Annotated in this window: 29 protein-coding genes; 20 read left to right on the forward strand and 9 right to left on the reverse strand. The window is 61.3% G+C overall.

What is annotated here, in order from left to right; translation table 11 throughout:
• On the forward strand, window positions 1–987 hold a 987-nt coding region (locus ACE3OH_RS04070), incomplete at its 5' end, for a NupC/NupG family nucleoside CNT transporter (RefSeq protein WP_374348777.1).
• A 172-nt stretch (window positions 988–1159) separates the two neighbouring features.
• Here ACE3OH_RS04070 and ACE3OH_RS04075 read toward each other — a convergent pair.
• The gene (locus ACE3OH_RS04075) at window positions 1160–1462 is read right to left on the reverse strand and encodes a putative quinol monooxygenase (RefSeq protein WP_374348779.1); all 303 of its coding nucleotides are present in this window, start codon (window positions 1460–1462) and stop codon (window positions 1160–1162) included.
• 101 nt (window positions 1463–1563) lie between these two features.
• Here ACE3OH_RS04075 and ACE3OH_RS04080 point away from each other — a divergent pair, with 101 nt between their 5' ends.
• Window positions 1564–2526 carry a GlxA family transcriptional regulator gene (locus ACE3OH_RS04080; RefSeq protein WP_374348781.1) on the forward strand — a complete coding sequence of 321 codons (963 nt, stop codon included), beginning with the start codon at window positions 1564–1566 and terminating at the stop codon, window positions 2524–2526.
• An 8-nt stretch (window positions 2527–2534) separates the two neighbouring features.
• Here ACE3OH_RS04080 and aceK read toward each other — a convergent pair whose 3' ends face one another.
• Window positions 2535–4292: a bifunctional isocitrate dehydrogenase kinase/phosphatase gene (aceK, locus tag ACE3OH_RS04085; RefSeq protein ID WP_374348785.1), complete on the reverse strand. Its 1758-nt coding sequence runs from the start codon at window positions 4290–4292 to the stop codon at window positions 2535–2537.
• A gap of 257 nt (window positions 4293–4549) precedes the next feature.
• Window positions 4550–5131, reverse strand: coding sequence for a pseudouridine synthase (locus ACE3OH_RS04090; RefSeq protein ID WP_374348788.1), 582 nt, complete (start codon window positions 5129–5131; stop codon window positions 4550–4552).
• Between the two features lie 330 nt (window positions 5132–5461).
• Between ACE3OH_RS04090 and icd the strand changes: the two genes are divergently transcribed.
• The gene (gene icd / locus ACE3OH_RS04095; RefSeq protein WP_374348791.1) at window positions 5462–6694 is read left to right on the forward strand and encodes an NADP-dependent isocitrate dehydrogenase; all 1233 of its coding nucleotides are present in this window, start codon (window positions 5462–5464) and stop codon (window positions 6692–6694) included.
• Window positions 6695–6818: 124 nt separating this feature from the next.
• Here icd and ACE3OH_RS04100 read toward each other — a convergent pair whose 3' ends face one another.
• Window positions 6819–7022, reverse strand: coding sequence for a cold-shock protein (locus tag ACE3OH_RS04100; RefSeq protein WP_028445562.1), 204 nt, complete (start codon window positions 7020–7022; stop codon window positions 6819–6821).
• A 302-nt stretch (window positions 7023–7324) separates the two neighbouring features.
• On the opposite strand from ACE3OH_RS04100, the gene clpS reads away from it, so the two are divergent.
• The 14 genes from clpS (at window position 7325) to ACE3OH_RS04170 (ending at window position 18612) form a co-directional block, all read left to right on the forward strand.
• Window positions 7325–7633, forward strand: a complete 309-nt coding sequence (gene clpS, locus ACE3OH_RS04105; RefSeq protein ID WP_374348796.1) for an ATP-dependent Clp protease adapter ClpS — start codon at window positions 7325–7327, stop codon at window positions 7631–7633.
• Window positions 7633–9900 carry an ATP-dependent Clp protease ATP-binding subunit ClpA gene (gene clpA / locus ACE3OH_RS04110; RefSeq protein WP_374348799.1) on the forward strand — a complete coding sequence of 756 codons (2268 nt, stop codon included), beginning with the start codon at window positions 7633–7635 and terminating at the stop codon, window positions 9898–9900. Before clpS ends, clpA begins: the two co-directional genes overlap by 1 nt.
• 120 nt (window positions 9901–10020) lie before the next feature.
• Window positions 10021–10575 carry a cob(I)yrinic acid a,c-diamide adenosyltransferase gene (locus tag ACE3OH_RS04115; protein WP_374348802.1) on the forward strand — a complete coding sequence of 185 codons (555 nt, stop codon included), beginning with the start codon at window positions 10021–10023 and terminating at the stop codon, window positions 10573–10575.
• On the forward strand, window positions 10572–11108 hold the full coding sequence (locus ACE3OH_RS04120) for an N-acetyltransferase family protein (RefSeq protein WP_374348805.1): 537 nt from the start codon (window positions 10572–10574) through the stop codon (window positions 11106–11108). Before ACE3OH_RS04115 ends, ACE3OH_RS04120 begins: the two co-directional genes overlap by 4 nt.
• Entirely contained in the window at window positions 11108–11734 is a 627-nt protein-coding gene (locus ACE3OH_RS04125; protein WP_374348807.1) for a trimeric intracellular cation channel family protein, read from the forward strand. The genes ACE3OH_RS04120 and ACE3OH_RS04125 overlap by 1 nt, the downstream gene beginning before the upstream one ends.
• Before the next feature lie 88 nt (window positions 11735–11822).
• Window positions 11823–12428: a CoA pyrophosphatase gene (locus ACE3OH_RS04130; RefSeq protein WP_374348810.1), complete on the forward strand. Its 606-nt coding sequence runs from the start codon at window positions 11823–11825 to the stop codon at window positions 12426–12428.
• Window positions 12425–13003, forward strand: a complete 579-nt coding sequence (locus ACE3OH_RS04135; RefSeq protein ID WP_374348813.1) for a GNAT family N-acetyltransferase — start codon at window positions 12425–12427, stop codon at window positions 13001–13003. The genes ACE3OH_RS04130 and ACE3OH_RS04135 overlap by 4 nt, the downstream gene beginning before the upstream one ends.
• Window positions 13000–13467, forward strand: coding sequence for a ribonuclease HI (rnhA, locus tag ACE3OH_RS04140; RefSeq protein WP_374348816.1), 468 nt, complete (start codon window positions 13000–13002; stop codon window positions 13465–13467). Before ACE3OH_RS04135 ends, rnhA begins: the two co-directional genes overlap by 4 nt.
• Window positions 13464–14006 carry a GNAT family N-acetyltransferase gene (locus ACE3OH_RS04145; protein WP_374348819.1) on the forward strand — a complete coding sequence of 181 codons (543 nt, stop codon included), beginning with the start codon at window positions 13464–13466 and terminating at the stop codon, window positions 14004–14006. The genes rnhA and ACE3OH_RS04145 overlap by 4 nt, the downstream gene beginning before the upstream one ends.
• Window positions 13991–14500, forward strand: a complete 510-nt coding sequence (locus tag ACE3OH_RS04150) for a GNAT family N-acetyltransferase (RefSeq protein ID WP_374348821.1) — start codon at window positions 13991–13993, stop codon at window positions 14498–14500. The genes ACE3OH_RS04145 and ACE3OH_RS04150 overlap by 16 nt, the downstream gene beginning before the upstream one ends.
• Window positions 14501–14775: 275 nt before the next feature.
• Window positions 14776–16044, forward strand: a complete 1269-nt coding sequence (locus tag ACE3OH_RS04155; RefSeq protein WP_374348824.1) for a TCR/Tet family MFS transporter — start codon at window positions 14776–14778, stop codon at window positions 16042–16044.
• 68 nt (window positions 16045–16112) lie between these two features.
• Entirely contained in the window at window positions 16113–16997 is an 885-nt protein-coding gene (locus ACE3OH_RS04160; RefSeq protein ID WP_374348827.1) for a DMT family transporter, read from the forward strand.
• Window positions 16998–17108: 111 nt separating this feature from the next.
• Window positions 17109–17819: a SapC family protein gene (locus tag ACE3OH_RS04165; RefSeq protein ID WP_374348829.1), complete on the forward strand. Its 711-nt coding sequence runs from the start codon at window positions 17109–17111 to the stop codon at window positions 17817–17819.
• Window positions 17820–17892: 73 nt separating this feature from the next.
• Complete coding sequence (locus ACE3OH_RS04170; RefSeq protein ID WP_374348832.1) at window positions 17893–18612, forward strand: pseudouridine synthase; 720 nt, start codon at window positions 17893–17895, stop codon at window positions 18610–18612.
• Here ACE3OH_RS04170 and ACE3OH_RS04175 read toward each other — a convergent pair.
• On the reverse strand, window positions 18609–19556 hold the full coding sequence (locus tag ACE3OH_RS04175) for an FHA domain-containing protein (RefSeq protein ID WP_374348835.1): 948 nt from the start codon (window positions 19554–19556) through the stop codon (window positions 18609–18611). The two genes, ACE3OH_RS04170 and ACE3OH_RS04175, sit on opposite strands and share 4 nt — an antisense overlap.
• Complete coding sequence (locus ACE3OH_RS04180; protein WP_374348838.1) at window positions 19553–20800, reverse strand: serine protease; 1248 nt, start codon at window positions 20798–20800, stop codon at window positions 19553–19555. The genes ACE3OH_RS04175 and ACE3OH_RS04180 overlap by 4 nt, the downstream gene beginning before the upstream one ends.
• Before the next feature lie 128 nt (window positions 20801–20928).
• Between ACE3OH_RS04180 and ACE3OH_RS04185 the strand changes: the two genes are divergently transcribed.
• Both ACE3OH_RS04185 and ACE3OH_RS04190 read left to right on the forward strand, forming a co-directional pair.
• Complete coding sequence (locus ACE3OH_RS04185; protein ID WP_374348840.1) at window positions 20929–22077, forward strand: SPFH domain-containing protein; 1149 nt, start codon at window positions 20929–20931, stop codon at window positions 22075–22077.
• 128 nt (window positions 22078–22205) lie between these two features.
• Window positions 22206–23294 (forward strand): hypothetical protein, encoded by a 1089-nt coding sequence (locus ACE3OH_RS04190; protein WP_374348843.1) that lies wholly within the window; start codon window positions 22206–22208, stop codon window positions 23292–23294.
• Window positions 23295–23327: 33 nt separating this feature from the next.
• Here the strand turns inward: ACE3OH_RS04190 and ACE3OH_RS04195 are convergent, their stop codons facing one another.
• Window positions 23328–24194, reverse strand: a complete 867-nt coding sequence (locus tag ACE3OH_RS04195; protein ID WP_374348846.1) for an HD-GYP domain-containing protein — start codon at window positions 24192–24194, stop codon at window positions 23328–23330.
• A 171-nt stretch (window positions 24195–24365) separates the two neighbouring features.
• Here ACE3OH_RS04195 and yaaA point away from each other — a divergent pair, with 171 nt between their 5' ends.
• Window positions 24366–25154 carry a peroxide stress protein YaaA gene (gene yaaA, locus ACE3OH_RS04200; protein WP_374348851.1) on the forward strand — a complete coding sequence of 263 codons (789 nt, stop codon included), beginning with the start codon at window positions 24366–24368 and terminating at the stop codon, window positions 25152–25154.
• Here yaaA and ACE3OH_RS04205 read toward each other — a convergent pair.
• Complete coding sequence (locus ACE3OH_RS04205; RefSeq protein WP_374348854.1) at window positions 25145–25840, reverse strand: hypothetical protein; 696 nt, start codon at window positions 25838–25840, stop codon at window positions 25145–25147. The two genes, yaaA and ACE3OH_RS04205, sit on opposite strands and share 10 nt — an antisense overlap.
• Before the next feature lie 76 nt (window positions 25841–25916).
• Window positions 25917–26274, reverse strand: a 358-nt coding sequence (locus ACE3OH_RS04210; RefSeq protein ID WP_374348857.1) for a PhzF family phenazine biosynthesis protein, incomplete at its 5' end; no start/stop codon positions are given.

A 26274-nucleotide genomic window follows, 5' to 3' on the forward strand; every position in this document is an offset into this window, starting at 1 on the left:
GCCTTTACTGCGCTGCTCTATCACTTCGGCATCCTGCAACGCGTCGTGCTGGTGTTCGCCTGGGTAATGAAGCGCACCATGCGCCTGACCGGGGCTGAGAGCCTGGCGGTGGCCGGCAATATCTTCCTGGGTCAGACCGAAGCGCCGCTGTTGGTGAAGCCATTCATCAAGAATATGAGCCGCTCCGAGCTGATGACCATGATGACCGGTGGCCTGGCTCACCTGTCCGGCTCGGTGCTGGCGGCCTATGTGATGTTTCTCGGCGGGGCCGACCCCGAGCAGCAGGCGCGGTTTGCCTCTTACCTGTTGCTGTCCAGCGTGATGAATGCGCCGGCCGCCATCCTGTTTGCCAAGATGATGCTGCCGGAAACCGAGCGCGACCCCGGTGAAGCCAGCAAGTTCGAATACGACCACGGCCACCATGGCAATTTCATCAACGCCGTGGTGCAAGGTACTGCCGATGGTGTGCGCCTGGCGGTGATCATCGCTGCGATCCTGATTGCCTTCGTGTCCTTGATCGCCATGACCAATTCGCTGCTGCATAACGTGGTGGGCGAATGGTGGGGCATCAATGCAGCCATTACTGCTTCTACCCAAGGGGCTTTTGATGGCCTGTCGATGCAGTATCTGTTCGGCCAGGTATTCCGGGTGGTGGCGTTTGCCATTGGTGTGAGCTGGAACGAGTCGCTGCATGTCGGATCCTTGCTCGGCCAGAAGGTGGTGATCAATGAATTCGTCGCCTATCTCGATCTGGCGCGCATGCAGTCGCAGCACCTGCTATCCGATCACTCGGTGGTGATTTCCACCTTCGCGCTGGCCTCATTCGCCAACTTCAGCTCGGTGGGCATCTGCGTGGCCGGCATCGGCTCGATGGCGCCGAACCAGCAAAAGACGCTCGCATCCATCGGTATGCGTGCACTGTTTGCAGCCGTCCTTGCTGGCTTGTTCACTTCCTGTATGGCCAATACTTTCCTGTACGCTCACTGATCGACTGTTTTTTCCGTCGATCAATCAGCCGAAAGGCCGCCCGGGCATTAGCCGGGCGGCCTTTTTTATTTGGCGTCGATGGTTTTGCATTACGCGGGCAGGCGCCGCGATTGCGCGCCCAGGCCTGTTTGCCGATGACCACGGCCAGGCTTGCGCGCTTGGCATCGCCGCGCTAAGCCGGCAACTTGGCGCCAAGAATGTCGATGACTTCAATGCTGGGTGGTTCAGCCAGCAGTGCGTCGGCATTCGCCATCAATGCTGCGGCGATCGGGCCATTCAGATGTACCTGGCGATTGGCTTCATTGCTGAAGGCATCAAAAATTCCGAAGCTTGCCGGCCCAAGGCGTAGTGCGAACCAGAGTGGCGTGGTGGCTTCCTGATTGGCCATTTCGAGTGCTTTTTCCAGTAGTGCGGCAACGGCTTGCTCTTTGCCGGCTTGTGCTTGCAGGCGGGCGAACAGGGCGAATTTCAGCATGGTTTTCTGCCTTTCAGGGCTTGTGGGAATGGCGTGCAGAATAGTCGCGGCTGCCGCGCATCACTATTGGCTGTTTTGACATTATTGATATCATTGTTGCCATGCAAATCTATGTGTTGGTCATTGATGGCGTGTTCGATACCGGTCTTGCTACCGTGCTCGATGCTTTCACTACCGCAAACGAGCTGGCGCGTCTGGGCGATCAGCGTGCGCCGCATTTCGATGTGCGCCTGGTGGGCGTGCGGCGCCAGGTCACTACGGCGCTGGGGCTCAAGGTGCCGGTTCACAGTGTGCGCAATCTCACGCCGCCTGATCTGGTGGTGGTGCCGGCGCCGGGCTGCAAGCTCCCCGCGCAACTACTGCCGGCGCTGTCGCGTGCCGATGTCGCTGATGCGATGGTGGTGCTGCAGCAATGGGCGGCGGCGGGCAGTTTTGTGGCTGCTGCCTGCATCGGCAGCTTTATCCTGGCCGAAGCGGGCTTGCTGGACGGCGGCGAGGCCACCACCAGTTGGTGGCTGGCACCGTTGTTCCGGCAGCGCTATCCACGGGTGAGGCTGGATGAGTCGCGCATGGTGATCGCCTCGGGGCAGCATCTGACGGCCGGAGCGGCGCTCAGCCATATGGATATGGCGCTATGGATCATTCGCCGCGCCAGCCCGGCACTGGCGGCCATGACGGCACGCTATCTGGTGGTGGATAGCCGGCCATCACAGGCAGGCTATGTGATCCCCGATCATCTGGCCCATAGCGACCCCGTGGTGGAGCGGTTTGAGCGTTGGGCGCGCGAGCGGCTTGCCGAGGGTTTTTCGCTTGACGATGCGGCCACGGCAATGGCCACCAGCAAGCGCACGCTGGCGCGCCGCCTGCAGCTGGTATTGGGCAAGTCGCCGCTGGCGTATTTCCAGGATCTGCGCGTCGAGCAGGCGGTGCATTTGCTGAAAACCAGTCAGGACAGCGTCGAGCAGATTGCGGCGCGCGTCGGCTATGCCGATGGCGTCACTCTGCGCAACTTGCTCAGGCGCAAGCTGGGGCGTGGCGTGCGGGAGTTGCGCCGGCACGATTGAGCGCTTCCCTAAGTCGCCTTGCCAAAGCGGCTCTTGAAGCGCAATTCATCGGCATAGGGGAAGAAGTCCTCGACATGCCCAGCACGAATGCGTGCTTGTCGGGCGCGCCAGAAGTTGGCGTCGAGCAGATCGCGGTGGTGGGCGAGGAAAACACGGCGGATTTCATTGGGCCCGAGCAGAAAGCGGGCGAATTCTTCCGGGAATACATCATTGCGGGCCACCGGATACCAGGGCTCGCTGGACATTTCCATTTCCGGCGATGGCGCTTCCGGAATCTCGCGGAAATTGCAGTCGGTCATGTATTCGATTTCGTCGTAGTCGTAAAACACCACCCGGCCGTAGCGAGTGATGCCGAAGTTCTTGAACAGCATGTCGCCGGGGAAAATATTGGCGGTGGCCAGCTCACGGATGGCGTTGCCGTAATCGATGACGGCTTTTTCCAATTGTTCGGGGTTGGCGCGGTTCAGGAACAGATTGAGTGGCTCCATGCGCCGCTCGATATACAGATGGCGGATAACGATCTCGTCTTCATCCTCTTCCAGCAGGCTAGGCGCCAGGCGCCGCAATTCATCGAGCAACTCGGCGGTAAAGCGCGCCTTGGGCAGGGCGACATTGGAAAATTCCAGCGTATCGGCCATCCGGCCCACCCGGTCATGCTGTTTCACCAGCTGGTATTTGGCGCGCACGATCTCCTTGGTGACATCCTTGGTGGGCGCAATCTCATCCTTGATCAGCTTGAACACATAGGGGAAGGAGGGCAGGGTGAATACCAGCATCACCAGGCCGCGGATGCCGGGGGCGATGATGAAGTCGTCGCGCGAGTGGCGCAGATGGTGCATCAGATCGCGGTAGAAGGCGGTTTTGCCCTGCTTGGCCAGGCCCAGCATGGTGTACAGCTCGGCCTTGGGCTTGAACGGCAGCATCGAGCGTAAAAAGCCGACATAGCCCGACGGCGAGGCCATATCCACCATGAAGTAGGCACGGTTCAGCGAAAACAGGATGGCAATGCGTGCCGGCTCCAGCAAGATGGTGTCGAGGTAGAGCTGGCCGTGTTCGTCGTGCAGCACCGGAATGGCAAACGGATACTCGACGCTGCCGTTGACCGCCTTGCCGATGATGTAGGCCGCCTTGTTGCGATAAAAGGCGCTCGACAGTACCTGAATCTGGAAATTCACCTCCGGCTCGGGCCAGCGCCCGCCGACATGCTCGCGCACCGATTCGACCAGAAAGCCGATATCGCGCGCGATATCGGCAAACGGGCGGCGCCAGCCAAAGTCTTCCACCACGCGCCGGATGGTGGGCAAAAAGCCGCCTGCACGCGGGTAGTAGCTGCGATAGGTGGGTGGGTCGGACTCGATATATTCGGTGGAAATGGCCGGCCGCACAAAGATGAAATCATTGTGGAAGTAGTTGCGGTGCAGGATCTTGCAGCACACCGAGTTGAAAAACGTTTCAGCCAGCTCCGGCTGCTTGTGGTTGACCAGCATGCCGACAAACAGCAATTTAGCTTGCTGCCAGATATCGTCGTCCAGCCAGTCGGCATGGAACTCCTCATGCAGGCGCGCCACGCATTCATCCACCCGCTCATCGTAAAAGCGGATGCGCTCCTTGGCGGCGCGCTGCACCGCATGCCAGTCGGCCGCCTCGAAGCGATCCTTGGCTGCCCGGCTCACTTCGCGAAAGATGCCGTAATGCTTGTCAAAGCCCTCGATCAGTGCCTGGGCAATGGCAATGGCTTTGGGGTGCTGGCCGGTGGTAATCAGCATATTGCGGGTCTCTTTGCAGACATTCACTCATCACAGCGTACACAGGGCGCAGCCGGAACGGCGGGCAGCGTGCAGGCTGTGGCGTTTTTGGATTGCTAGTGTGGCGCCCGCAGCAATGCGGCAGTTTCTGCGAGCCCGGTGGGCACATTCGGGCACCGCTGTCGGAATGAATTCCGACCTACGCAACTTTCCCTCTTTGCCTGCTCTGCGTTTTCTGTGCGCGCTGTGGTTCAAGATGTTGGGTTTGGATGGAATGCTCAAGGGCGTCCGCGCAGCCCCGGTCGTGCAGGTTTGGTCAAGGTAGCGGTCCGGCGCACCCAATCTCCTGGCTCGATATCATCCAGCGTCCAGTCGCCGATGCGCATGCGGATCAGCCGCAGGGTCGGAAAACCCACCTTGGCAGTCATGCGGCGTACCTGGCGGTTTTTACCTTCGCGGATGGTCAGGGCGATCCAGCTGTCGGGGATGAATTTGCGCACCCGTATCGGCGGGGTGCGCGGCCAGATGTCCGGCGCGGCGATCAGCTCGGCCTCGGCCGGCAAGGTGATGAAGTCACCCAGATTGACACCACGGCGCAGCGCCTCCAGCGCCGCCTCGGTCGGCGTGCCTTCAACCTGCACCCAGTAGGTCTTGGGCAGTTTGTGGCGCGGGTCGGCGATATGGGCCTGCAATTTGCCGTCATTGGTCAGCAGTAGCAGGCCTTCCGAGTCGGTATCGAGCCGGCCGGCCGGATAAAAGCCCGGCGCGACGATGAAGTTCGACAGGGTAGGGTGCAGCGCATGTTCCGAGAACTGCGTAATCACGCCATAGGGCTTGTTGAAGAGGATGAGTTCGGGCATGGCAGTCTTTTGCATCGATTTGCAGCGTATTTTCCGGGTGGGCGTAAGCCGTACGTCAGACAGCTGGCATATCGGGTGGGTATTGCAACACGCTGATTCATAGCGTGATTTTGTGAGGTTCGCCGCACGGTTGCCGAGCTCGGCTCGTGGCGATCCGCCTAGGGCATGTACGGGCTGCTGGCGCCGAAACTGGCGGGCAAGGGGTATTTTGCCCGATAATGGCGAGTTAACCGCGCCGACTTTTCATCGTGACGGCGTTGTTCTAGAAATTGTTCAGCAGGTTGCCACAAGCGGCCTTTCCCCACACCCAAGCACTCTCTCGGAGCAGGCATGAGCACTCAATCGCATATCCAGGTTCCCGCCGCCGGCCAGAAAATCGTAGCCGGCCAGCCCATTCCCGACCAGCCCATCATCCCGTTTATCGAAGGCGATGGTATCGGTGTCGATATCACCCCGGTGATGAAGAAGGTGGTCGATGCAGCCGTGGCCAAGGCCTATGGCGGCAAGAAGCAGATCCACTGGATGGAAATCTACGCCGGCGAGAAGTCGACCAAGATCTACGGCTCCGACGTCTGGTTGCCTGAAGAAACCATGGCCGCGCTGAAAGAATACGTGGTGTCGATCAAGGGCCCGATGACCACGCCGGTTGGCGGCGGCATCCGTTCGCTGAACGTGGCATTGCGCCAGGAACTGGATCTGTACACCTGTCTGCGCCCGGTGCGCTACTTCACCGGCGTGCCTTCGCCACTGAAGCGCCCGGACCTGACCGATATGGTGATCTTCCGTGAGAACACGGAAGACATCTATGCCGGTATCGAGTGGATGAGCGGTAGCGAGCAGGTGAAGAAGGTCATCGGCTTCCTGCAGACCGAAATGGGCGTGAAGAAGATCCGCTTCCCGGAAACCTCGTCGATCGGCATCAAGCCGGTTTCGAAGGAAGGTACTGAGCGTCTGGTACGCAAGGCAATCCAGTACGCCATCGACAACGGCCGCAAGAGCGTCACCATTGTCCACAAGGGCAATATCATGAAGTTCACCGAAGGTGGCTTCCGTGACTGGGCCTACGCCCTGGCCAAGAATGAATTCGGCGGCGTCGAGATCGACGGCGGCCCATGGCTGAAGCTGCCGAACGGTATCGTGATCAAGGATGTGATTGCTGATGCCTTCCTGCAGCAGATCCTGCTGCGTCCGGCCGAGTATGACGTAGTGGCCACCCTGAACCTCAATGGCGACTATATCTCCGACGCACTGGCCGCTCAGGTTGGCGGTATCGGTATCGCCCCGGGCGCCAATCTGTCCGATTCGGTGGCCATGTTTGAAGCCACCCACGGTACCGCTCCGAAGTATGCCGGCCAGGATAAGGTGAACCCCGGTTCGCTGATCCTGTCGGCCGAAATGATGCTGCGCCATATGGGCTGGAAGGAAGCTGCCGACCTGATCATCAGCTCGATGGAGAAGGCGATTTCCGACAAGCAGGTCACCTATGACTTCGCCCGCCTGATGGACGGCGCGACCGAAGTATCGTGCTCGGCGTTTGGCGATGCCATGATCGCCCGCATGTAAGCCGCTCGTCGGACAGATGGCGCGTTTGCGCCATCTGCTACCGGAAATGGCGCTGACCGTTTGTCAGCTCGCCAAAAACAAAGAACCCCGCCAAGGCGGGGTTCTTTGTTGAACTTAAGAACGCTTAGGCGTTCTGAATGTTCGAAGCTTGCTTGCCTTTCGGGCCTTGGGTGACTTCGAAAGACACTTTCTGGCCTTCCTTCAGGGTCTTGAAGCCAGCCATATTGATCGCCGAGAAGTGGGCGAACAGGTCTTCACCACCATCATCGGGGGTGATAAAACCAAAGCCCTTGGCGTCATTGAACCACTTGACGGTACCGGTTGCCATCGTGTGTTTCCTCGTAATGCGGTTGCGTAAGTACAAAGCGGCGAGCCGCTAGGCATGTTGTTATGGTTCAAGGCTCGCAAGACTGGCACTTCAGGTACTACGACAACCGCGTACAGCCGACAGCCGGTACTAGCTACCAACTTGAATCCAAACGTTCGCCTTGTACCGCCCCGCCAGCACTGGCGTCAAGCACCGGCTGCCACCATCCATCGGGATTGTCGGAGAAATACATCACTTGAAATGCTCGATGGTCGGGCCAAAATTGAGTTACGGTTGCAACTGCTCTTCACTACATTTAAGCCATGGCTACACAACACGACGATGGCGTCGATCTCGCCAAGTCGCCTACAGAGGTCAAACCCCCGCCGCTTTACCGGGTCCTGCTGTTGAACGACGATTTCACCCCGATGGAGTTTGTGATCATGGTATTGCAGCAGTTCTTTGCAATGGATTACGAACGGGCCACCCGGGTCATGCTGAAGGTTCATACCGAAGGCAAGGGGGTCTGCGGTGTCTTCCCCAAGGATATCGCCGCGACCAAGGTTACGCAGGTTTTGGATTTTTCACGGCAGCATCAGCACCCGCTGCAATGTGTCATGGAGGAAAACTGATGATTGCCCAGGAACTCGAAGTAAGCCTGCACACGGCTTTTGTGGAGGCCAGGCAAAAGCGCCATGAATACATCACGGTCGAGCATCTGCTGCTCGCCATGCTGGATAACCCTTCTGCCGCCGAAGTGCTGCGTGCTTGCGGTGCCAAGATCGACCCGCTGCGCCGCGAGCTGACCGATTTTGTGGCGGAGCACACGCCCTTGGTGGCTGGCAGCGCCGAAGTGGAGACGCAGCCCACCATCGGCTTTCAGCGGGTCATTCAACGCGCCATCCTGCATGTCCAGTCGTCTGGCAAGAAAGAAGTCACCGGGGCAAATGTCCTGGTCGCCATCTTTGGCGAGAAGGATTCGCATGCCGTGTATTTCCTGCACCAGCAGGGTATCACCCGCCTCGATGTGGTGAATTTCATCTCCCATGGCATCAGCAAGGTGGCGCCGCCCGCCAGCGGCCCGGCTGCGCCCAAGCACGACAACGAGCAGGAATCCGAAAGCGAATCGCAAAACCATGGCGCGCTGGAGAGCTTTACCCTCAACCTGAATCAAGCAGCCAGCCAGGGCAAGATTGATCCGCTGATTGGCCGCGATAGCGAAATCGAGCGGGTGATCCAGGTACTGTGCCGGCGCCGCAAGAACAACCCCTTGCTGGTGGGTGAGGCTGGCGTCGGCAAGACCGCCATTGCCGAAGGCCTGGCGAAGCGGATCATCGAGGGCGATGTGCCCGATATCCTGGCCGATGCCACTGTCTACGCGCTCGATATGGGCGCCTTGCTGGCCGGCACCAAGTATCGCGGCGATTTCGAGCAGCGCCTCAAGGCGGTGCTGAAGCAGCTGACTGAAGATCGCCACGCCATCCTGTTTATCGACGAAATCCACACGGTCGTCGGAGCAGGCGCCGCATCGGGCGGTACGCTCGATGCATCGAACTTGCTCAAGCCGGCGCTCAGCAATGGCCAGCTCAAATGCATCGGCGCCACCACTTACACCGAATACCGCGGTATTTTCGAGAAGGACAATGCGCTGAGCCGGCGCTTCCAGAAGATCGACGTGGCCGAGCCGAGCATCGAGCAGACGGTGGAGATCCTCAAGGGCCTCAAGAGCCGCTTCGAGGAGCATCATGGCGTCAAGTACACGGCTGCTGCCCTGTCGACCGCTGCCGAGCTGGCCGCCAAGTACATCAACGACCGCCATTTGCCGGACAAGGCCATCGATGTGATCGATGAAGCGGGCGCTGCGCAGAAGATCCTGCCCAAATCGCGCCAGAAAAAGACCATCGGCAAGCCGGAAGTGGAAGAAATCGTGGCGAAGATCGCGCGGATTCCGCCCAAGAATGTGTCGAGCGATGATCGCAATGCGCTCAAGACGCTGGATCGCGACCTGAAAAATGTCGTGTTCGGTCAGGACAAGGCAATCGATGCACTGGCCACCGCCATCAAGATGGCCCGCGCCGGCCTTGGCAACCCGCAAAAGCCGATCGGCTCCTTCCTGTTTTCCGGCCCCACCGGTGTCGGCAAGACCGAAGTGGCACGGCAGCTGGCGTACACGCTAGGGATTGAGCTGATCCGCTTCGATATGTCCGAATATATGGAGCGGCACGCGGTCAGTCGTCTGATCGGCGCGCCGCCCGGCTATGTCGGTTTTGATCAGGGTGGCTTGTTGACTGAGGCCATTACCAAGCATCCCTATGCGGTGTTGCTGCTCGACGAGATCGAAAAAGCCCATCCGGATATCTTCAATGTGCTGCTGCAGGTGATGGACCATGGCACGCTGACCGACAACAACGGTCGCAAGGCGGACTTCCGCAATGTGATCATCGTCATGACCACCAATGCCGGCGCCGAGTCGCTCAACAAGAGCAGTATCGGCTTCACCAGCAACAAGGCGGTCGGGGACGAATTGGCCGAGATCAAGCGCCTGTTCACGCCGGAATTCCGTAACCGCCTCGATGCCACCATCAGCTTTGGCCCGTTGACGCCGGAAATCATCCTGCAGGTGGTGGATAAATTCTTGATGCAACTGGAGAGCCAGCTACACGAGAAGAAGGTCGAAGTGCATTTCAGCGATGCGCTGAAGGCCTATCTGTCCAAGAAGGGATTCGATCCGCTGATGGGTGCACGGCCGATGTCGCGGCTGATCCAGGACACCATACGCAAGGCGCTGGCCGACGAGTTGCTGTTTGGTCGCCTGGCGGGCGGTGGCGAGGTCACCATCGATCTGGGCAGCGATGATCAGGTGGTATTGAACTTCCAGGAAGTGGCCGAACCGGCTTAGTCCCATGGTTCAGGCGATACGCGGCCCCATCTGAGCATGGGGCCGTTTGTTTTGGTGAATGAGCTTGGCGCGCGCGCCATGTCGTGATTCAATCCGGCGCGAATTTTTCTGGATGCCCCGATGGCCAACCGACTTAGCAAGATAGTGACCCGTACCGGCGATGATGGCAGCACCGGCCTTGGCGATGGCAGCCGGGTGTCCAAAGCCAGTCATCGTATCCAGGTGCTGGGCGAGCTCGACGAGCTCAACAGCCATCTTGGCATGGCGCTGGCTGAAGCCCTGCCGGACACGGTGCGCGATTGCCTGATTATCGTACAGCACGATCTGTTCGATCTGGGTGGCGAGCTGTGCATTCCCGGCCGCATCGCCTTGGTCGAGGCACATCTGCTGCGGCTGGAGGAGCAGGTGGGCGTGCACAATGCCAACTTGTCGCCCTTGAAGGAATTCATTCTCCCCGGCGGCTCGCGTGCTGCAGCTGCCCTGCATGTGGCGCGGACCGTGTGCCGGCGCGCCGAGCGCGAACTGGTGGCGCTGGCTGGAAACGAGGCGGTGTCGCCACTGGCGCCGCGCTATCTGAATCGCCTGTCCGACTTGCTGTTTGTATTGGCACGCTGCGCCAATGTGGCGGCCGGCGTGCCGGATGTATGCTGGCAACCGGGGCGCAATGCGGCATGAGTGTGACGATACGCCACGCTGTGGCTGCTGATAGCCCGCTGATTGCCGCCTTGTCGATGCAGGTGTGGCTCGATACCTATGCCATTGACGGCATCAACTCTGCCATAGCCGGCTTTGTATTTTCCTCGTTTACCGATGCAGAGCAGCTGGCGCGCCTGAACGACCCGACGCAACAGCGCATCGTTGCCGAGCGCGATGGCAATCTTCTGGGCGTGCTGACGCTGCATCGCGATGCGCTGTGCCCTTGCGACCCGGCCTTGCGCCATGAGCTGGACGCGGTGTATGTGTCGCGCCATGCGCAGCGCCAAGGCATTGGTGCACGCCTGCTGGCGCGGGCGGCCGAGATGGCGCGCCGCGACGGCGCCAAGGCGCTGTGGCTGACAGTGTGGCATCGCAACGCCCGGGCGCTGGCGTTTTACGATGCCTTGGGCTGGCAGCGCATAGGCGAAACCGATTTCGTCATCGATGGCACGCCGCATCGCAATATCGTGTTTCGTTTCGACTTGCAGCGCCCGGCAGAGCACGCATCGTGATGCAGGCCTTGGCAAAGCTGCTGTTCGACATGGACTGGCTATTCCTGGTCGGCACTGCCGCCTTTTCGGTATCAGGCTATCTGATCGGGGTGAAAAAACGCTTCGATCTGCTTGGCGTGTTGATCGTGGCGGTGCTCACTGCCATCGGCGGCGGCATCATCCGCGATGTTCTGCTCAATCGCATTCCGGTGATTTTTTTCGACGCCAGCTCGCTCTGGGTGATTGTCGCCACCTTGCTGGCCAGCTGGGCGGCTAGCCTGCACAAGGTTTACGGCCCCGGCATGCATAGGCTGTTCATCGTCTGCGATTCAATTGGCTTGATTGCATTCAGCCTTGCCGGCGCACAGCTGGGCATCCATTACGGGCTCAATCTGTTCGGTGTGGTGTTTATCGGCTTTGTTTCGGCGGTCGGCGGCGGCATCGTGCGCGACATGATGGTGAACGATGTGCCCTTTATCCTGCACAAGGATGTGTATGGCACGGTGTCGATGCTGGTGGCAGGTCTCCTCTATGCCGCGTCGCGCTGGCATCTGGATGGCACGGTACTGGTGTGGTGTTTGTTTGCGGCAGGATTGTCGATCCGCCTGATTGCCCACGCGCGCGATCTGCGCCTGCCCAAGGTGTAGGGGCGTCTTTCCACCCCGCAGCGGCGGCGCGGCGTCGTCAGTGTGTAAACGGGATTGGTTTACGGCCTTGCGCTGGTAAAATACGACGATGTTGACCCTGCCAACCGATTTCGACGCTGCGTGTAGCTGGTTTGCCCAGCGCCTCGATACCGCCCGACAGCCGGCTTCCTCTGATATCCATATTGATGGCGATACCACTCCCGCTGCGGTGCTGGTTCCCATCATCCTGCATGCCAGCGGCGCCACCGTGCTGTTCACCAAGCGTACCGAGCGCCTGGCCAAGCATGCGGGTCAGATCAGTTTTCCTGGTGGACGCATGGAGCTCGAGGAAACGCCCGAACAGGCCGCCTTGCGCGAAACCGCCGAAGAAGTGGGTCTGGCTGAGCACTTTATCTGCCCGGTGGGCCGGCTGGCGCACTACACCACCATCAGCCGCTACCGGGTGACACCGGTGGTGGCCATGGTGAAACCGGGGTTTGAATTGACCCTGCAGGCCGACGAAGTGGCCGAGGCCTTCGAGGTACCGCTGGCCTGGCTGCTCGACCGGAGCAACTTTCGCGAGAAAGGGCTGAACCTGCCCGAGAACCGCCTGGTCAGCTATGCGCTGGACTGGCAGGGCAAGATCATCTGGGGGGCGACGGCAGGGATGTTGATGATGTTGTACAAGACTTTGATAGACGAGGAAAAACCATGAGCGCTGCGAATGCCGTACTCACCACCGAGCGCTTGACGCTGGAACCGATCACCGAAGCCCATGCCGCGCAGCTGTTTGCCGGCCTGTCCAATCCCAACCTTTACCAGTTCATCCCGCAAGAGCCGCCGGCCAGCGTCGAAGCCCTGGCAGCACGCTACAAGCGCCTGGAAAGCCGTAGTTCGCCCAGTGGTGACGAATGGTGGCTGAATTGGGCGGTGCGTCTGACTGATGGCGAATATGTGGGCTATGTGCAGGCAACGGTGGATGAGGACAATGCCGCCATCCTCGGCTGGACCATGTTTACCGCCCATCAGCGCCGCGGCTATGCCACCGAAGCGTTGCGCCGCTTGTGCACCCATCTGGAAGGCCCGTTTATGGCCGAGGAATTCAAGGCCTTTGTCGATACCCGTAACAAGGCATCGGTGGGTTTGGTGGAAAAACTCGGCTTCAAGCTGGTGAAAACCATCCCGAATGCCGACAACTTCAAGGGCAGCAAGAGCGACGAATACCAGTACAGCCTGGTGCCGGAAAGCGTAGCCAAGGCGGCCAAAGCCGCCCCCAAGGGTCGCCGGTGAGCGGCGCCGCGCCTGCGCCGCGCGATGGCGACGACGTTGTCGTCGCCTATACCGATGGCGCCTGCAAGGGCAACCCCGGCCCCGGCGGCTGGGGCGCCTTGCTGGTTTACAAGGGCCGCGAAAAAGAGCTGTTTGGCGGCGAGCGCGACACTACCAATAACCGCATGGAGCTGATGGCGGTGATCATGGCGCTGGAAAGCCTGATCCGCCCGTGCAAGGTCAAGGTCTGGCTTGATTCGCAATATGTGAAGAATGGCATCGAGAGCTGGATACACGGCTGGAAGCGCAATGGCTGGAAAACCGCCGACAAGAAGCCGGTGAAGAATGCCGAGCTATGGCAAAGGCTGGATCAGGCACGCAGCCAGCACCAGGTCGAATGGGCCTGGGTCAAGGGCCACGCCGGCCACGCCGGCAATGAACGCGCCGATGGTCTGGCCAATCGTGGTGTGGAGTCGATCCGGTGAGCATTGACCTGGCGTTGCGCCCGGCTAGCGTAGCCGACGCTGAAGCATTGTTCGCCTTCGAAATGGCCAATCGCCACTATTTCGAGCGCTTTATCAATAGTCGCGGCGATGCCTTTTATACCCCGGAGGCGGTAGCTGCCTCCTTGCGCACCCTGGAGGCGGATCGTGAGGCGGATCGCGGCTATGCCTTTTTGGTGTGGCGCGGGCCGGCGGTAGTGGCCAGGGTCAATTTCACCAGCGTCGAGCGCAAGCTGTTTCATAGTGCCAGCCTCGGTTACCGGGTAGCCGAAAGCGAGGCAGGACGTGGGGTGACCAGTTCGGCGGTAGCGCAGGCGATGGCACTGGCCTTTACCGATTTGCGTTTGTGGCGGGTCGAGGCGACGGTGGCCGAATTCAATCGCGGCTCGCAGCGGGTGCTGGAGAAAAACGGCTTCCAGCGCTTTGGCCTGGCACGACGCGCGTTTTTGCAAGGTGGGGCCTGGCAGGATCTGGCCTATTACGAATGCCATGCGGAGCATGATCGATGGACCAAAGCGTAAGCCTGCACCCGTTCACCGAAGCCGAGCGCCCTTTGCTGCGCGCCTTGGCCGAACTGTATTCCTACGATTTCTCCGAGATGACCGGCTGGGCACTGAAGGAAAATGGCCTGTTTCTCGATGAGGAGAAATTCCAGCGCTATTTCATCGATATCCATCGCGCCTTTCTGATCCGCCATGGCGGCGTGCCGGCCGGCTTTGCCATGGTCGACAACAAGAGCCAGCTCGATGGTCGCGAAGGCGTGCACGATGTGCTGCAGTTCTTTGTGTTGCGCAGCGTGCGGCGGCACGGGGTGGGGGCGCGGGCAGCACATGCGCTGTTCGATCGGTTTCCCGGCAGCTGGGAGGTGCGGCAGATTGCCGAGAATACCGGCGCTCAGGCGTTCTGGCGGCGGGCAATTGGCGACTACACGGCTGGCAACTATCAGGAGTCGACCTGGCAGGATGAGGATGGCAGCGGCGTGGTGCAGAGCTTTAAGGCGCCTGCCGCGCCTTAGGAAGGTGCTGATCGCGTCGACGACTTAACTGGCATGGTCGGCCCCGGGAAAACCGGGTTTTATGCAGTAGCGCGTAAATCGTTGATCATGCCTTGCTTCACGCCGATCCATCGGAACCGCGCCATGGGGTGCGACCGTGGATGGGTTCAGCGCCTCCCTGGCGGGGAGGCGGGCAGGGTGGCGCGCAGTTGCAGCATCGCCTGCTCACGGTTGACCTCACCTTGCGTGAGGCTTTTATAGTCAGCGTCAATTTGGCAGACAGCAAGGGCAAATCCGTGAGTTCCGCATTCTTTGGCAAGAACCGCCAGGCCAGCCAGGCGTTTATCCTGATCACCGTGTTTCTCGATGTGCTGGGCATCGGCCTGATCATTCCGGTGTTGCCGGCCTTGATCGGTACCTTTACCCATAGCCCGGACGAGCAATCGCACTGGTACGGCATTCTGGCTGCCATGTATGGCGTGATGCAGTTCTTCTGCACCCCGGCGCTGGGCGCGCTCAGCGATCGGTTCGGCCGCCGGCCGGTGTTGCTGCTGTCGATCTTCGGCCTCGGTGTCAGCCTGTTTACCCATGCGCTGGCGACATCCTTGCTGACCTTGTTGTTGATCCGCATCGTCAGCGGCGGCACCGCCGCCAGTTTTTCGGTGGCCAATGCCTATATCGCCGATATCACCGAGCCGGAACAGCGTGGCAAGGCCTATGGCATGCTCGGTGCGGCCTTCGGCATGGGCTTTATTTTTGGCCCGATGCTGGGTGGCTTGCTCAGCGGCCATGATGTGCGTACCCCCTTCTTCGTTGCCGGCGGCCTGGCCATTCTCAACTGGTGTTACGGCTATTTTGTGTTGCCGGAATCCTTGCCGCCCGAGCGTCGCAACCCGTTTTCGTTCAAGCGGGCCAATCCTTTCTCGGCCTTGCTGAATCTGGGGCGGATGAAGGGGGTGGGCGGCTTGATCTTTGTGTTCGCCTTGTCGGTATTTGCCCAATTCATCCTGCAGACCACCTGGGTGCTGTACACCAGCTACCGCTTTCACTGGACGCCGCGCGATAACGGCATCGCGCTGTTTGTCGTTGGCCTCACCGGCGCAGTGGTGCAGGGCGGCTTGCAAAGCCGGCTGCTCAAGCTGTTCGGTGAGCAAAAGCTGGTGTTGGCGGGTTTTGCCTCGGCCACCATGGCGTATTTTCTGTACGGCACCATCACCGAGGGCTGGATGATGTATCTGGTGATCTTCGCCAATATGCTCAGCTTTGCCACCGGGCCTGCCTTGCAGGCAATCGTATCCAAGGCGGTGCCAGCCACCGAGCAGGGGCTTACCCAGGGTTCGCTCAATGCGATCAACAGCCTGGCGATCATCTTCGGGCCGCTGATCGGCACCACCATCCTGGCGCGAGTGGGGCATCTCGATACGCATGACTGGCGCATGGGTGCGAGTTTCTATCTGTGCGCCGTGCTGCAGGGTCTGGCGTTGCTGCTGGCCTGGTGGCATTTTCGCAATGAGCGGCAGCGCGCAACCGCCACGGCCGCGTCGCCCGCCGCACCGGCTGACTAGCGCATAAGCCGCAACACCGGAAGACGGCTGGCTGCTAGTCTTGCGGCTTTGTCTTGCGGATTGTTGCCATGCCCCGGTTATCCCGCCGCCTGTCTGGCGCCCTGCTGATCCTGCTGTCGGCAGCGTGCTTTGGTGTCATGCCGCTGTTTGGCCGCCTGGCCTATGCCAGCGGTGCCGACACCCAGGCAGTACTGATGCTGCGTTTCGCGATTGCCGCTGCCTGCCTGGCGGCGGTCATGGTGTGGCGGCGCGAGCCGTGGCCGCGCGGCAAGCTGGCACTGGGCTTGCTGGCGATGGGGGGCGTGGGTTATGCCGGCCAGGCATTTTGCTATTTCAGCGCGCTCAACCATGCCAGCGCCTCGCTGACGGCGCTGCTGCTGTATACCTTTCCGGTGATCGTCACCCTGATCGCGGCGTTGTGGCTGCATGAGCCCTTGACGCAACGCAAGCTGGCAGCCCTGGGCATGGCGACGCTGGGCTTGGCGCTGACTGTGGGCAATGCCCTCAATGGCTCGCCGCTCGGCATTACCTTTGGCCTGGGCGCGGCATTGATCTACTCGGTGTATATCGCGGTGGGCACCAAGCTGACGCCAAAGGCCGGTGCCTTGCCCAGCTCCACCGTGGTGATGTTCGGTGGCGCCATCACCTTTGCCCTGGCTGCTGCGCTGCACAAGCCGGCGCTACCGCACACTGCGGTGGGTTGGCTGGCCGTGGTCGCCATCGGCGTATTGTGTAGCGTGGTAGCCGCACTGGCGTTCTTTGCCGGCTTGGCCCGGGTAGGTGCATCGGAAGCGGCCATGCTGTCGACCTTCGAGCCGGTGGTCACCATTTCTGCGGCTTATTTGCTGCTCGATGAACGACTGACGGCGTGGCAACTCGGTGGTGGCGCGGTTATCATCGCCGCCGTTCTGCTGTTGGCGCGTGCGCCGGCAGCCAATACCATGCCAGAATAGCGCCGGCCCCAACCGGTATGGCTGATAGAGCCAGACCGGATCGGACAGGCAATACCCCAGCCCCTAGGCGGGCACTCTTTACCGCCGCATTGCGCGCAACAAGGAAGCTCCATGTATCAGGAAGTCAAACCGCTGCACCCGGCCGAACACGGCGAACTCAAGCTCAAGCAAGTCGACAACTACGGTTTTGCCTCCCAGGCCCATGCTGTGCCGGTAGTCGGCCCGGAGTTCGGCGATGTATCGCGTGAATATGTCATCGCCTTTGCCCAGACCGGCGAGAACGACTACGCCGCACTGGCCATGCTGGGTTTCCGCCAGCAGGAAAACCTGTTCGTTGCTGCCGATGGCAAGTGGGATGCCCGCTATGTGCCGGTGTTCCTGCGCCGCTATCCGTTTATCACCAGCGAAGTCGAGGGTGGCGATGCCATCGTCTGTATCGACGAAGTGGGTGCCCGCGATCTGAGCAGCCCGGACGGCATGCCGCTGTTCGAAAACGGCCAGCCGACCGATTCGACCAAGCAGATGGCCGAGATCCTGTTCCGCCTGCGCGACGATGCCAACCGCGACAAGGTGTGGATCAAGGAAATCGTTGATGCCGGCCTGCTCAAATCGGTATCGGCCAGTGCCGAATTGCCCGGTGGCGAAACGGTGAATATGGACGGCATGTTTGTCATCGACGAAGACAAGCTGCGCGAGATTCCCGCTGACAAGGCAGCCGACTGGTTGAAGCGCGGTCTGCTGTCGCTGGTCTACGCACACCTGTTCTCGCTGGGCAATCTCAATGCCCTGAGCGAGCGTCTGGTCAAGCGCAATAGCAACTGATCGCTGGCGGCTAGCCACAAAAGGGCGGCTTCGGCCGCCCTTTTGCTTGTACGGCCCCGCTTATTGAGTGTTTATGCAGATACCCATCATCGCCGAAGAGCGCCACTTCTTGCTGGTGGACAAGCCGGCCGGCCTTGCCTGCCACCGTGACGCCGATGGCACGCCGGCCTTGCTTGACCGGGTGCGCGAGCAGACCGGCATTGGCGGCCTGCATCTGGTGCATCGGCTCGACAAACTGACCTCGGGCTTGTTGCTGCTGGCGCGCGATGCCGCTGGTGCGGCGCTACTGGGCGAGCAGTTCGCCGGCCGCGCGATCGGCAAGTTCTATCTTGCGCTGTCGGACAAGGCACCTGCCAAGAAGCAAGGCATGCTGCGCGGCGACATGGAGAAGGGGCGCAATGGCAGCTGGCGCCTGAGCCAGCAATGCCACGATCCGGCGCTGACCCAGTTTTTCTCCCATGGCCTCGGTGGCGGGCGGCGCCTGTTCGTGGTGCGGCCCCTGACCGGACGTACCCATCAGATCCGGGTGGCGCTGAAGGCGCTGGGCAGCCCGATTCTTGGCGACGTGCGCTATGGCGGTGCAGCGGCCGATCGTGGCTATCTGCACGCCTATGCGCTGGATTTTTGCCTGGATGGCGTGGACTTTCGCTACCGCTGCCCACCAGCCTATGGTGAAGCCTGGCCTTCTCTCTCCGACTGGCCGGCGCTGACCGAGCCGTGGGGCCTGCCCTGGCCGGCCGCGCCGGGACGCAGGCCGGCGGTCAATGCTGAGAGCCCGGGCGAGCCGGGCTAGTCGATGCGCTGGCCGGCGGCATCGGCCTCATCGGCCAGGGTGCCGGCGCGGCTGAAGAACTGCTCGGGTGTCTCGCTCGGCTGCCAGGCCGGTGGCACGACGGTGCTTACCCGCACATCGGCCGGAATATGCGGCGAGAAGCGGTGTGCTTCGCTGTACATATCCAGGGTGAAATAGGCGGCACCGGCGGCGGCGGTCAGCAGCACCAGCTGCAGCGGTCGGCGACTGCCCTGGCTGCACAGGCGCAGGTGCGCATAGAGCCATAGCGCCGCCAGGGCGGTAAAGCTGGCCGGGTACAGCCAGCCGGGCAGCCACAACAGGCTCAGTGGCTCGACCACGCTGTCGAGCAGCAGCACGGCAGCCAGCACGACCATCGACACCACCGCCAGATGCGTGGGGTAGTGATGATGCTTTACCAGCAGGCGCGAACTGAGCGCCCAGCCACCGGCCCACACCAGCATGCCGATTGCCAACGCCAGCAGCGGCATGGCCTGATTCAGCGGCGACAGGATATCGGTTTCGTGCAGCCAGCTTTGCACGCTGAGCACCAACAGGGCGAGCAGATAAAGGCCGAAAGCCAGCTGCGGTCGCTCCAGCCGCGCGCGCCAGTCATAGCGTGCCGGCGCCTCGGCATGGGCCACCTGATAGTCGGCGGTGCGAAAACGCAGCCGGGTATCGCCGACATGGACCACCGCATCCTGGTCCACCCGCCAGTGTTGCTGCGGCTTACCAGCAACGGTAAATGCGCCGGCCGATGCCAGGCTGCTCAGCTGCAAGCCGTCGTCGTGCACGAGTAGCTGCAAGTGCTCGGCGCCGAGTTTGGGGTCGTCGATGATCACATCATTGCCATAGCCGCGCCCAATGGTGACGCTGGGGCCGGCGAGGCGGTGGCGGTGCTCGACCCGGCCGGCGCGGTCCAGCTCTTCGATAAACAGGGTATTCATTGCATGGCCTCCACATAGCGGCGGGCAAAGCGCATGGCATTGTCGCGGCTCACGCCATTGACACGCACCGAGCTGATCACCGCTTCCTGGCCGTCATCGCTGCGCGCCACCTTGAGGGCCAGATCGTACAGGCCGGCCAGCTTGCGATAGCTGCGCAGGCAAAGCGCAGTGCGCATCACCCCGCCGCGCTGGGCCAGGGCGCCGTGTTCGCAGACAAAATTGCCAAGCTCGTCCGGATTGCCGACGGCGCCATCCGGTGAGGCCTTGGCGACGCCGTTGACCAGCTCGCCAAACGCCAGCCTGCCCAACTCGCCGCGGCCGAACCACTGATGCTGCAGGGCGATATCGCCGGTGCTGAAGTTCTCGTCCAGAAACAGCGCGTCCTGATTGCCGCACTGGTAGGCGGCTTGCTTGTAACGCTGCTTGTCGTGGCCATCGGACTCGCCCCAGCAGCGCAGATAGCTGGCGAACTGGCCGGGCAGGCGATAGCGCCCCAGCGGGTGTTGCGGTAGTGGCTGCGCCAGCAGGGCGTTCATTACCCGGTCTTGATGCGCCAGGAGCTGGCTGCGCAACACCGCACGCCGGTCTGCACCGGCCGGCGCCTGCTTGAGCAGGTCCGTCACGCTGCTGGCCGGCACCAGAAACGACACGCCATCGCCTTCCTTGGCTACATTCACGCCGACCAGCTGGCCATCGGCATCGATGGCCGGCCCGCCGCTCATGCCGGGGTTGATGGCACCGGTGTAGTGCACGCGATCGTAAAAGGTGTAGCCGATCAGGCCGTTATTAGTGCCCTCGACAATGGTGAAATCCAGATCATTGGGCACACCAAAGGAATACACGCGCAGGCCCTGTGCCGGCAGGTTGGCAGCAAGGGAAAAGCCGCTGGACAAGGGCTGCTCCGGTACCAGTACCGCCAGATCGTGAATGGCATCGAAGGCTTGCAGGCTGGCGCCCATGGTCTTGCCACTGACCAGGCGCAATTCGATGCGGTGCTGTTTGGGCGCCAGCACCAGACGCGAAATCACATGGTAATTGGTGACCAGACGCTTGCCGCCCTCTACCGCAAAGCCGGAGCCATAGCCGATGCGGCTGCCGGCCGACAGATTGATCACCCGTACTTGAACTACCCGGTCCTTGAAGCGCTCGAACACCTCCTCGGTGCCGGGGGCGGCATGCAGTGACAGGGCGGCGCTGCATAGCAGCAGGCATTGCAACAGGCGCAACAGGGCAGGAAACGACATGGGCGACTCAAGACGGCGTAAAGGCGGCATTCTAGCCGGATAACGCGCCTGTCATCAGGTATTGGCCCATGCAGGCCTTTGCGCTATCTTGCGCGATACGGCCCGACATCAATCAATGGAGAAACGTCGTGGGACTCTGGAACAAGCTTACCAATGAATTTATCGATATCGTCGAATGGACCCAGGATCGCAGCGATATCCTGGTGCATCGCTTCGAGCGCTATCAGAACGAAATCAAGAATGGCGCCAAACTCACCGTGCGCCCCGGCCAGCTGGCCGCAATGGTCAATGAAGGCCAGCTCGGCAAAGACCAGGTGGCCGATGTATTCGGCCCCGGCATGTATGAGCTGAGCACGCAGAATCTGCCGATTCTCGCCACCCTCAAGGGCTGGAAATATGGCTTCAACTCGCCATTCAAGGCCGAGGTGTATTTCTTCAATACTACCAAGTTCACCGATCTGAAGTGGGGCACGGCCGGGCCGGCCACCATGCGCGATCCGGAATTCGGCGCGGTACGGGTTACGGCTTTCGGTATCTACAGCATCCGCATTCACGATGCCAAGACCTTCCTGGTCGATATCGTCGGCACCCAGGGCGATTTTTCGGTGGCTGATATCGAGGCCAATCTGCGCGGCAAGGTCGGGGTGCGCATCAAGGAAGTAATGCCCTCGATTGGCGTGCCGGTGATCGATCTGGAAAGCCATGTCACCGAAGTCGGCGAAAAGATCCGCGAGAAAATCGCCGAAGATTTCGTCAAGCTCGGGCTGGAACTGTGCGAAGTGCAGGTGCAGGACATCGGCCTGCCGGAAGAAGTCGAGCGCGCCATCGACCAGCAAGGCGCCATGCGTGCCATCGGCAATATGCAGAACTTTGCCCAATACCAAGCCGCACAGGCGATTCGCGACGCGGCCAGCAACCCGGGCATGCCCGGCATGATCATGGGCATGGGGGTGGGTGGCTCGATGGCGCAGGGCATGGGCCAGCTGTTCCAGCAGACCGGCGAAGTCAGCGGCGGGATCTCCGGCACTGCGCCGGCAGCCGCTCCGGCACCGGTAGTGCCGCCGCCGATTCCGGGTGCGGTGTCTTACTTTGTGGCGGTCAACGGCCAGCAGACCGGCCCGTTTGATCTGGCCACCCTGCAAGGTCAGCAGGCTGGTGGCAGCCTCAACCGCGACAGCCTGGTGTGGAAGCAGGGCATGGCGGCTTGGGGCAAGGCCGGAGAGCAGGCCGATCTGGCTGGCCTGTTTGCCAATACCCCGCCGCCCTTGCCGCAGTAATCAAGCCGTAGTCGGCCAAGGCCGTCGCCAGTGCGACGGCCTTTTCGCTGCTTGAATGCAGGTGGCGAACAGCTGGTTTCGCTACGCGACAGCTAACCGGGAAATGCCCGATTCTGGACCCCTTCAATATGACCACCACGTTTTATCCCTGCACATCGTGTGGCGCCAAACTCGAATATGCGCCGGGCCAGCATGCGCTCAAGTGCCCCTACTGTGGCGCCGAAAATGCCATCGAGGCGGCTGCGCCAGAAGCGGCTGCCGAGGCAGTCGAAGAGCTGGACTTCAAGGCCTATCTGGCAAAGCAGGCTGGCAACGAGCCAACGCTGGAGCGGCAAACGGTAAAGTGCCCCGGCTGCGGCGCGGCCAGCCAGTTGCCGCCCAATGTCACCGCTGATCGCTGCCCTTTCTGTGCCGCGCCGTTGATTGCCAGCGCCGCCTACACCCAACGCACCATCCAGCCCAAGGCGGTGGCGCCGTTCGATATCAATGAGCGCGATGCGCGCAGTCGTTTCAAGAACTGGATCGATGGCCTGTGGTTTGCGCCGAATGCGCTGAAAAAAGCCCATCGCGCCGAAAACGGTCTCAAGGGTATCTATCTGCCCTACTGGACCTATGACGCCAATACCCAGACCCCCTATGTGGGCGAGCGCGGCGATGTGTATTTCGAAACCGAAACCTATACCGAAGACGGCGAGCGCAAGACGCGGCAGGTAGAGCGGGTGCGCTGGTGGCCGGTGAGCGGCAATGTGTCGGTCAGCTTTGACGACGTGCTGGTACCGGCTTCCAGCTCGGTGCCGCGCAATTATGCGGCCGAGCTGGCGCCGTGGCGCCTTGACCGGCTGCAACCGTATCGCGAGGATTTCCTGTCCGGCTTTACCGTCGAGGCCTACCAGCTCGGCCTGGAGCCCGGTTTTGGCGAAGCACAGAAGCAGATGGTGCCGGAAATCGAGCAGGCGATCTGCCACGATATCGGCGGCGACCGCCAGCGCGTGGTCAGCATGGTGCCCAGCTACTACGATGTGACGTTCAAGCACATCCTGCTGCCGATCTGGCTATCGAGCTACCGCTATGGCGACAAGACCTACCGCTTTCTGGTCAATGGCCAGACCGGCACGGTACAGGGCGAGCGCCCCTATTCGGCCTGGAAGATCGCCGGCGCCGTGGCCTGGGGCGTGGCCATCGTGCTCGTGGTGCTGAAGCTGATGCACAAGATTTGATAGCTGGAGCCGGGCCGGCCGTGCCTGGGCATTTCAGGCGGCAAAGCCGGCCAGATCCAAGTGACGGCTGGCTTCGCCAACCAGCTCACCTATCAATAGCTCGTCGATATCGGCTTCCAGCTGCCGTGCATTGCCCACGCGACCGGTGAGGCTGATGCGCGGCAGGCCGTCTTCTACTATCAGCTCCGACTCGCCGGCGCAGGCGCGGCAGAACAGCGCACCGCCATTCAATTGCTGCCGGCGCACGGCAATCGGCGCATGGCAGCCTGGGCAGGCCTGCAAGGGTATGCCGCTTTCGCTGTGGCCGATGATATGGTTGAGCGCGCCACCCTGGCCAAGACGCAGCAGGCGGGAGCCAGCTTCGGGGCAGAACTGGCTGCCCAGATTCGCTTCGATAATGCCGAGCACCTTGTCCAGCGGCATGCCGGCGCGATACGGGCGGCTGCTGCTCATGGCGTCGAACGCATCACAGACGCCGACGATGCGTGCATCCAGCGCAATCTCGCTGCCCTTGAGCCCGGCCGGGTAGCCGCGCCCGTCAGGCGTCTCATGGTGTTGCACCACCGCAGCGAGGACCATGCTGCTGAGCGGATGGGCGCTGAGCAAACGGGCGCCGATATCGGGATGGGTCTTGATCACCGCATATTCGTCGTCGCTGAGCTTGTCGCGCTTGTTCAAGATGGCATCGGGCACGCCGATCTTGCCCAGATCATGCAGAAAGCCGCCCAGGGTGATGCGGGCAATATCGGCATCCGGCAAGTCCATATCAATGGCGACGGTGCGCGCGAACTGTGATACCCGCCACAGATGGCCGCCGGTATACGGGTCGCGCGCTTCGACCATGGTGGCCAACAGGTAGAGGCTCTTCAACAGCGGTTCGACTAAAGATGTGCTTGGCATGGGGCTCTCCGTTCGGTCCGGATCAGGGGCGGCAGGCCTTGGGCAAGGCGCTGTTCGACGGCGACTGCAGCAGGTGCGCCGTGCACGCGAGGCTTTCAGCATAGACTCCCCGCCACGCAAGGGGAGCGGTTAGAATCGGCGCCCGCCGTCATGCCTCGTTTGGATCATTGCATGCTGTTTGTCATCTCTCCTGCCAAAACCCTCGATTTTGAAACGCCGGCGCATATCGCGAAGCACAGCCAGCCTGCCTTTATCGAGCAATCGGCCCAATTGATCGATATCCTGCGGGCTAAAACGCCCGCCGATATCGCCAGCCTGATGACCGTGTCGGACAAGATTGCCGCGCTCAATGTCGCGCGCTACCAGGCGTGGTCGCCGCGCTTTACCGCCAGCAATAGCAAGCAGGCCTTATTGGCGTTTATGGGCGATGTGTACGAAGGGCTGGACGCCGCCAGCCTCAGCGAGGCTGATCTGGACTATGCGCAGCAGCATCTGCGCATCCTGTCTGGCCTCTATGGCCTGTTGCGGCCCTTGGATTGGATGCAACCCTATCGCCTGGAAATGGGTACGCGCCTTGCCAATGCGAAAGGCAGCAATCTGTATGCGTTCTGGGGCGAGACGCTGACTGACGCTCTCAATGCGAATCTGGCCAGGCAAAAGCATAAGGTGCTGGTCAATCTGGCGTCTGATGAGTACTTCAAAGCGGTCAAACCCAAGCAGCTGAAGGGCCGGCTGCTGCAATGCGTGTTTGAAGATGGCAAGGCCGGCAAGTACAAGATCATCAGCTTTTATGCCAAGCGGGCGCGCGGCCTGATGGCGCGCTTTGCCGTGCAGAACCGCATTGATGAACCACAGGCGCTGCAGGCGTTCAACAGCGAGGGCTATCGCTTTGTGTCAGAGTCGAGCGACGAGGGGCGCTATCTGTTCCGGCGCGATATTGATCAGATGCCTCAGAGCTGATCGAGCGATTTGCCGTTGTGGCTGATGCTGGCCTTGCCATCGCTGCTGAAGTTGAGCGCAATCATTTCGCCCCGGCCGCCGCTGCTCAGCAGATGGCGGTACTTCTCCACAATGGCGTCCGCGGCAGCCTGGGAGGTAGCGCCTTCCATTTCCTGGTAGTAGGGGGCGAGCTTGCTTAGCCCAACCAGATGGGAAGACAGGGCGGCGGCGGTACGCATGGTTCGCTCCATGGTCGGTTCGCGGCTAAGCGCCTGCTTGAAGGCTTCCGCGTGCGAATAGCTGGCAGGCAATTGCAGCGCGCCATTTTCGTCGTAGCTGACGCTGGCAGGTGGACTGGGGATGCCATTGCGGGCCAGGAAGCCGGGCATATGGCTGGAGATGTACCCGGTCAGTGCGTCGACATTTTTCCGACTTGGCAGAAGTAGCGGTAACTCGTCGAGGTTAACCGGGCCGTTTGGCTTGAAGTAGTTCTCCAGGTCCATTGGCATGGTGCCATGGTTGGTGTCGACCATTACTACACTGCTCGCCACATTATCTTCCGCCGCCAGGCGTGCGCGTGCGGCGGCAGAAATACTGACCGTGGCGGCGTCTTTTGCCGTCGTTGCGGCTGTGCTTGGCTTGATGCTGTCTGCTCGATAGCTCGACAAGGCGGCAAAGGCTGGGCGCGATAGTGGCTGGATGGACATGGGCGTCTCCGTATTGGCTCGGCGTTGTGCAGAAGCAAACACCAAGCCAAGCCGCTAGGCACAGTCGGCGCCTGTGCTACCAGTCCAAGCTGCCCCGACCGATTTCCACCACCTGGCCGCCCACCCTGATCGCGCCATCTTGGCTAACTGTCAGCGATAGCCGGTTGGGCCGGCCGATAAAGTCGCCTTGTTCCACCCGCGCATCCAGCGCCACACCAGGATGGCGCGCCCGCCACCAGCCGCCCAGATTGGCGCAAGCGGAGCCGGTGCCGGGGTCTTCGCCCAGCGAGCCGTTCTGTACCCAGAAAAAGCGCACGGCAAAGCCTTGCGCCGTGCGGGCAAACACATAGGCGGTCAGTCCGCCCGGATTGGCGGCATGGCGAGCCAGCAGGTCGGCATTGGACTGGATACGGCCCAGCAAGGCAGGGTCGCGC

The organism is Chitinimonas sp., assembly GCF_041904975.1.
Taxonomy (GTDB): domain Bacteria; phylum Pseudomonadota; class Gammaproteobacteria; order Burkholderiales; family Chitinimonadaceae; genus Chitinimonas.

Bases quoted from the DNA above. Each gene is read 5' to 3' on its own strand.
- icd (WP_374348791.1), top strand. From the start codon at position 5,462: ATGAGCACTCAATCGCATATCCAGGTTCCCGCCGCCGGCCAGAAAATC.
- ACE3OH_RS04175 (WP_374348835.1), bottom strand. From the start codon at position 19,556: ATGAATACCCTGTTTATCGAAGAGCTGGACCGCGCCGGCCGGGTCGAG.
- ACE3OH_RS04135 (WP_374348813.1), top strand. From the start codon at position 12,425: ATGAGCGCTGCGAATGCCGTACTCACCACCGAGCGCTTGACGCTGGAA.
- ACE3OH_RS04130 (WP_374348810.1), top strand. From the start codon at position 11,823: ATGTTGACCCTGCCAACCGATTTCGACGCTGCGTGTAGCTGGTTTGCC.
- ACE3OH_RS04195 (WP_374348846.1), bottom strand. From the start codon at position 24,194: ATGCCAAGCACATCTTTAGTCGAACCGCTGTTGAAGAGCCTCTACCTG.
- ACE3OH_RS04190 (WP_374348843.1), top strand. From the start codon at position 22,206: ATGACCACCACGTTTTATCCCTGCACATCGTGTGGCGCCAAACTCGAA.
- ACE3OH_RS04170 (WP_374348832.1), top strand. From the start codon at position 17,893: ATGCAGATACCCATCATCGCCGAAGAGCGCCACTTCTTGCTGGTGGAC.
- ACE3OH_RS04180 (WP_374348838.1), bottom strand. From the start codon at position 20,800: ATGTCGTTTCCTGCCCTGTTGCGCCTGTTGCAATGCCTGCTGCTATGC.
- ACE3OH_RS04205 (WP_374348854.1), bottom strand. From the start codon at position 25,840: ATGTCCATCCAGCCACTATCGCGCCCAGCCTTTGCCGCCTTGTCGAGC.
- ACE3OH_RS04075 (WP_374348779.1), bottom strand. From the start codon at position 1,462: ATGCTGAAATTCGCCCTGTTCGCCCGCCTGCAAGCACAAGCCGGCAAA.
- clpS (WP_374348796.1), top strand. From the start codon at position 7,325: ATGGCTACACAACACGACGATGGCGTCGATCTCGCCAAGTCGCCTACA.
- ACE3OH_RS04125 (WP_374348807.1), top strand. From the start codon at position 11,108: ATGCAGGCCTTGGCAAAGCTGCTGTTCGACATGGACTGGCTATTCCTG.
- ACE3OH_RS04100 (WP_028445562.1), bottom strand. From the start codon at position 7,022: ATGGCAACCGGTACCGTCAAGTGGTTCAATGACGCCAAGGGCTTTGGT.
- ACE3OH_RS04120 (WP_374348805.1), top strand. From the start codon at position 10,572: ATGAGTGTGACGATACGCCACGCTGTGGCTGCTGATAGCCCGCTGATT.
- ACE3OH_RS04080 (WP_374348781.1), top strand. From the start codon at position 1,564: ATGCAAATCTATGTGTTGGTCATTGATGGCGTGTTCGATACCGGTCTT.
- ACE3OH_RS04165 (WP_374348829.1), top strand. From the start codon at position 17,109: ATGTATCAGGAAGTCAAACCGCTGCACCCGGCCGAACACGGCGAACTC.
- ACE3OH_RS04160 (WP_374348827.1), top strand. From the start codon at position 16,113: ATGCCCCGGTTATCCCGCCGCCTGTCTGGCGCCCTGCTGATCCTGCTG.
- yaaA (WP_374348851.1), top strand. From the start codon at position 24,366: ATGCTGTTTGTCATCTCTCCTGCCAAAACCCTCGATTTTGAAACGCCG.
- ACE3OH_RS04090 (WP_374348788.1), bottom strand. From the start codon at position 5,131: ATGCCCGAACTCATCCTCTTCAACAAGCCCTATGGCGTGATTACGCAG.
- aceK (WP_374348785.1), bottom strand. From the start codon at position 4,292: ATGCTGATTACCACCGGCCAGCACCCCAAAGCCATTGCCATTGCCCAG.
- clpA (WP_374348799.1), top strand. From the start codon at position 7,633: ATGATTGCCCAGGAACTCGAAGTAAGCCTGCACACGGCTTTTGTGGAG.
- ACE3OH_RS04115 (WP_374348802.1), top strand. From the start codon at position 10,021: ATGGCCAACCGACTTAGCAAGATAGTGACCCGTACCGGCGATGATGGC.
- ACE3OH_RS04150 (WP_374348821.1), top strand. From the start codon at position 13,991: ATGGACCAAAGCGTAAGCCTGCACCCGTTCACCGAAGCCGAGCGCCCT.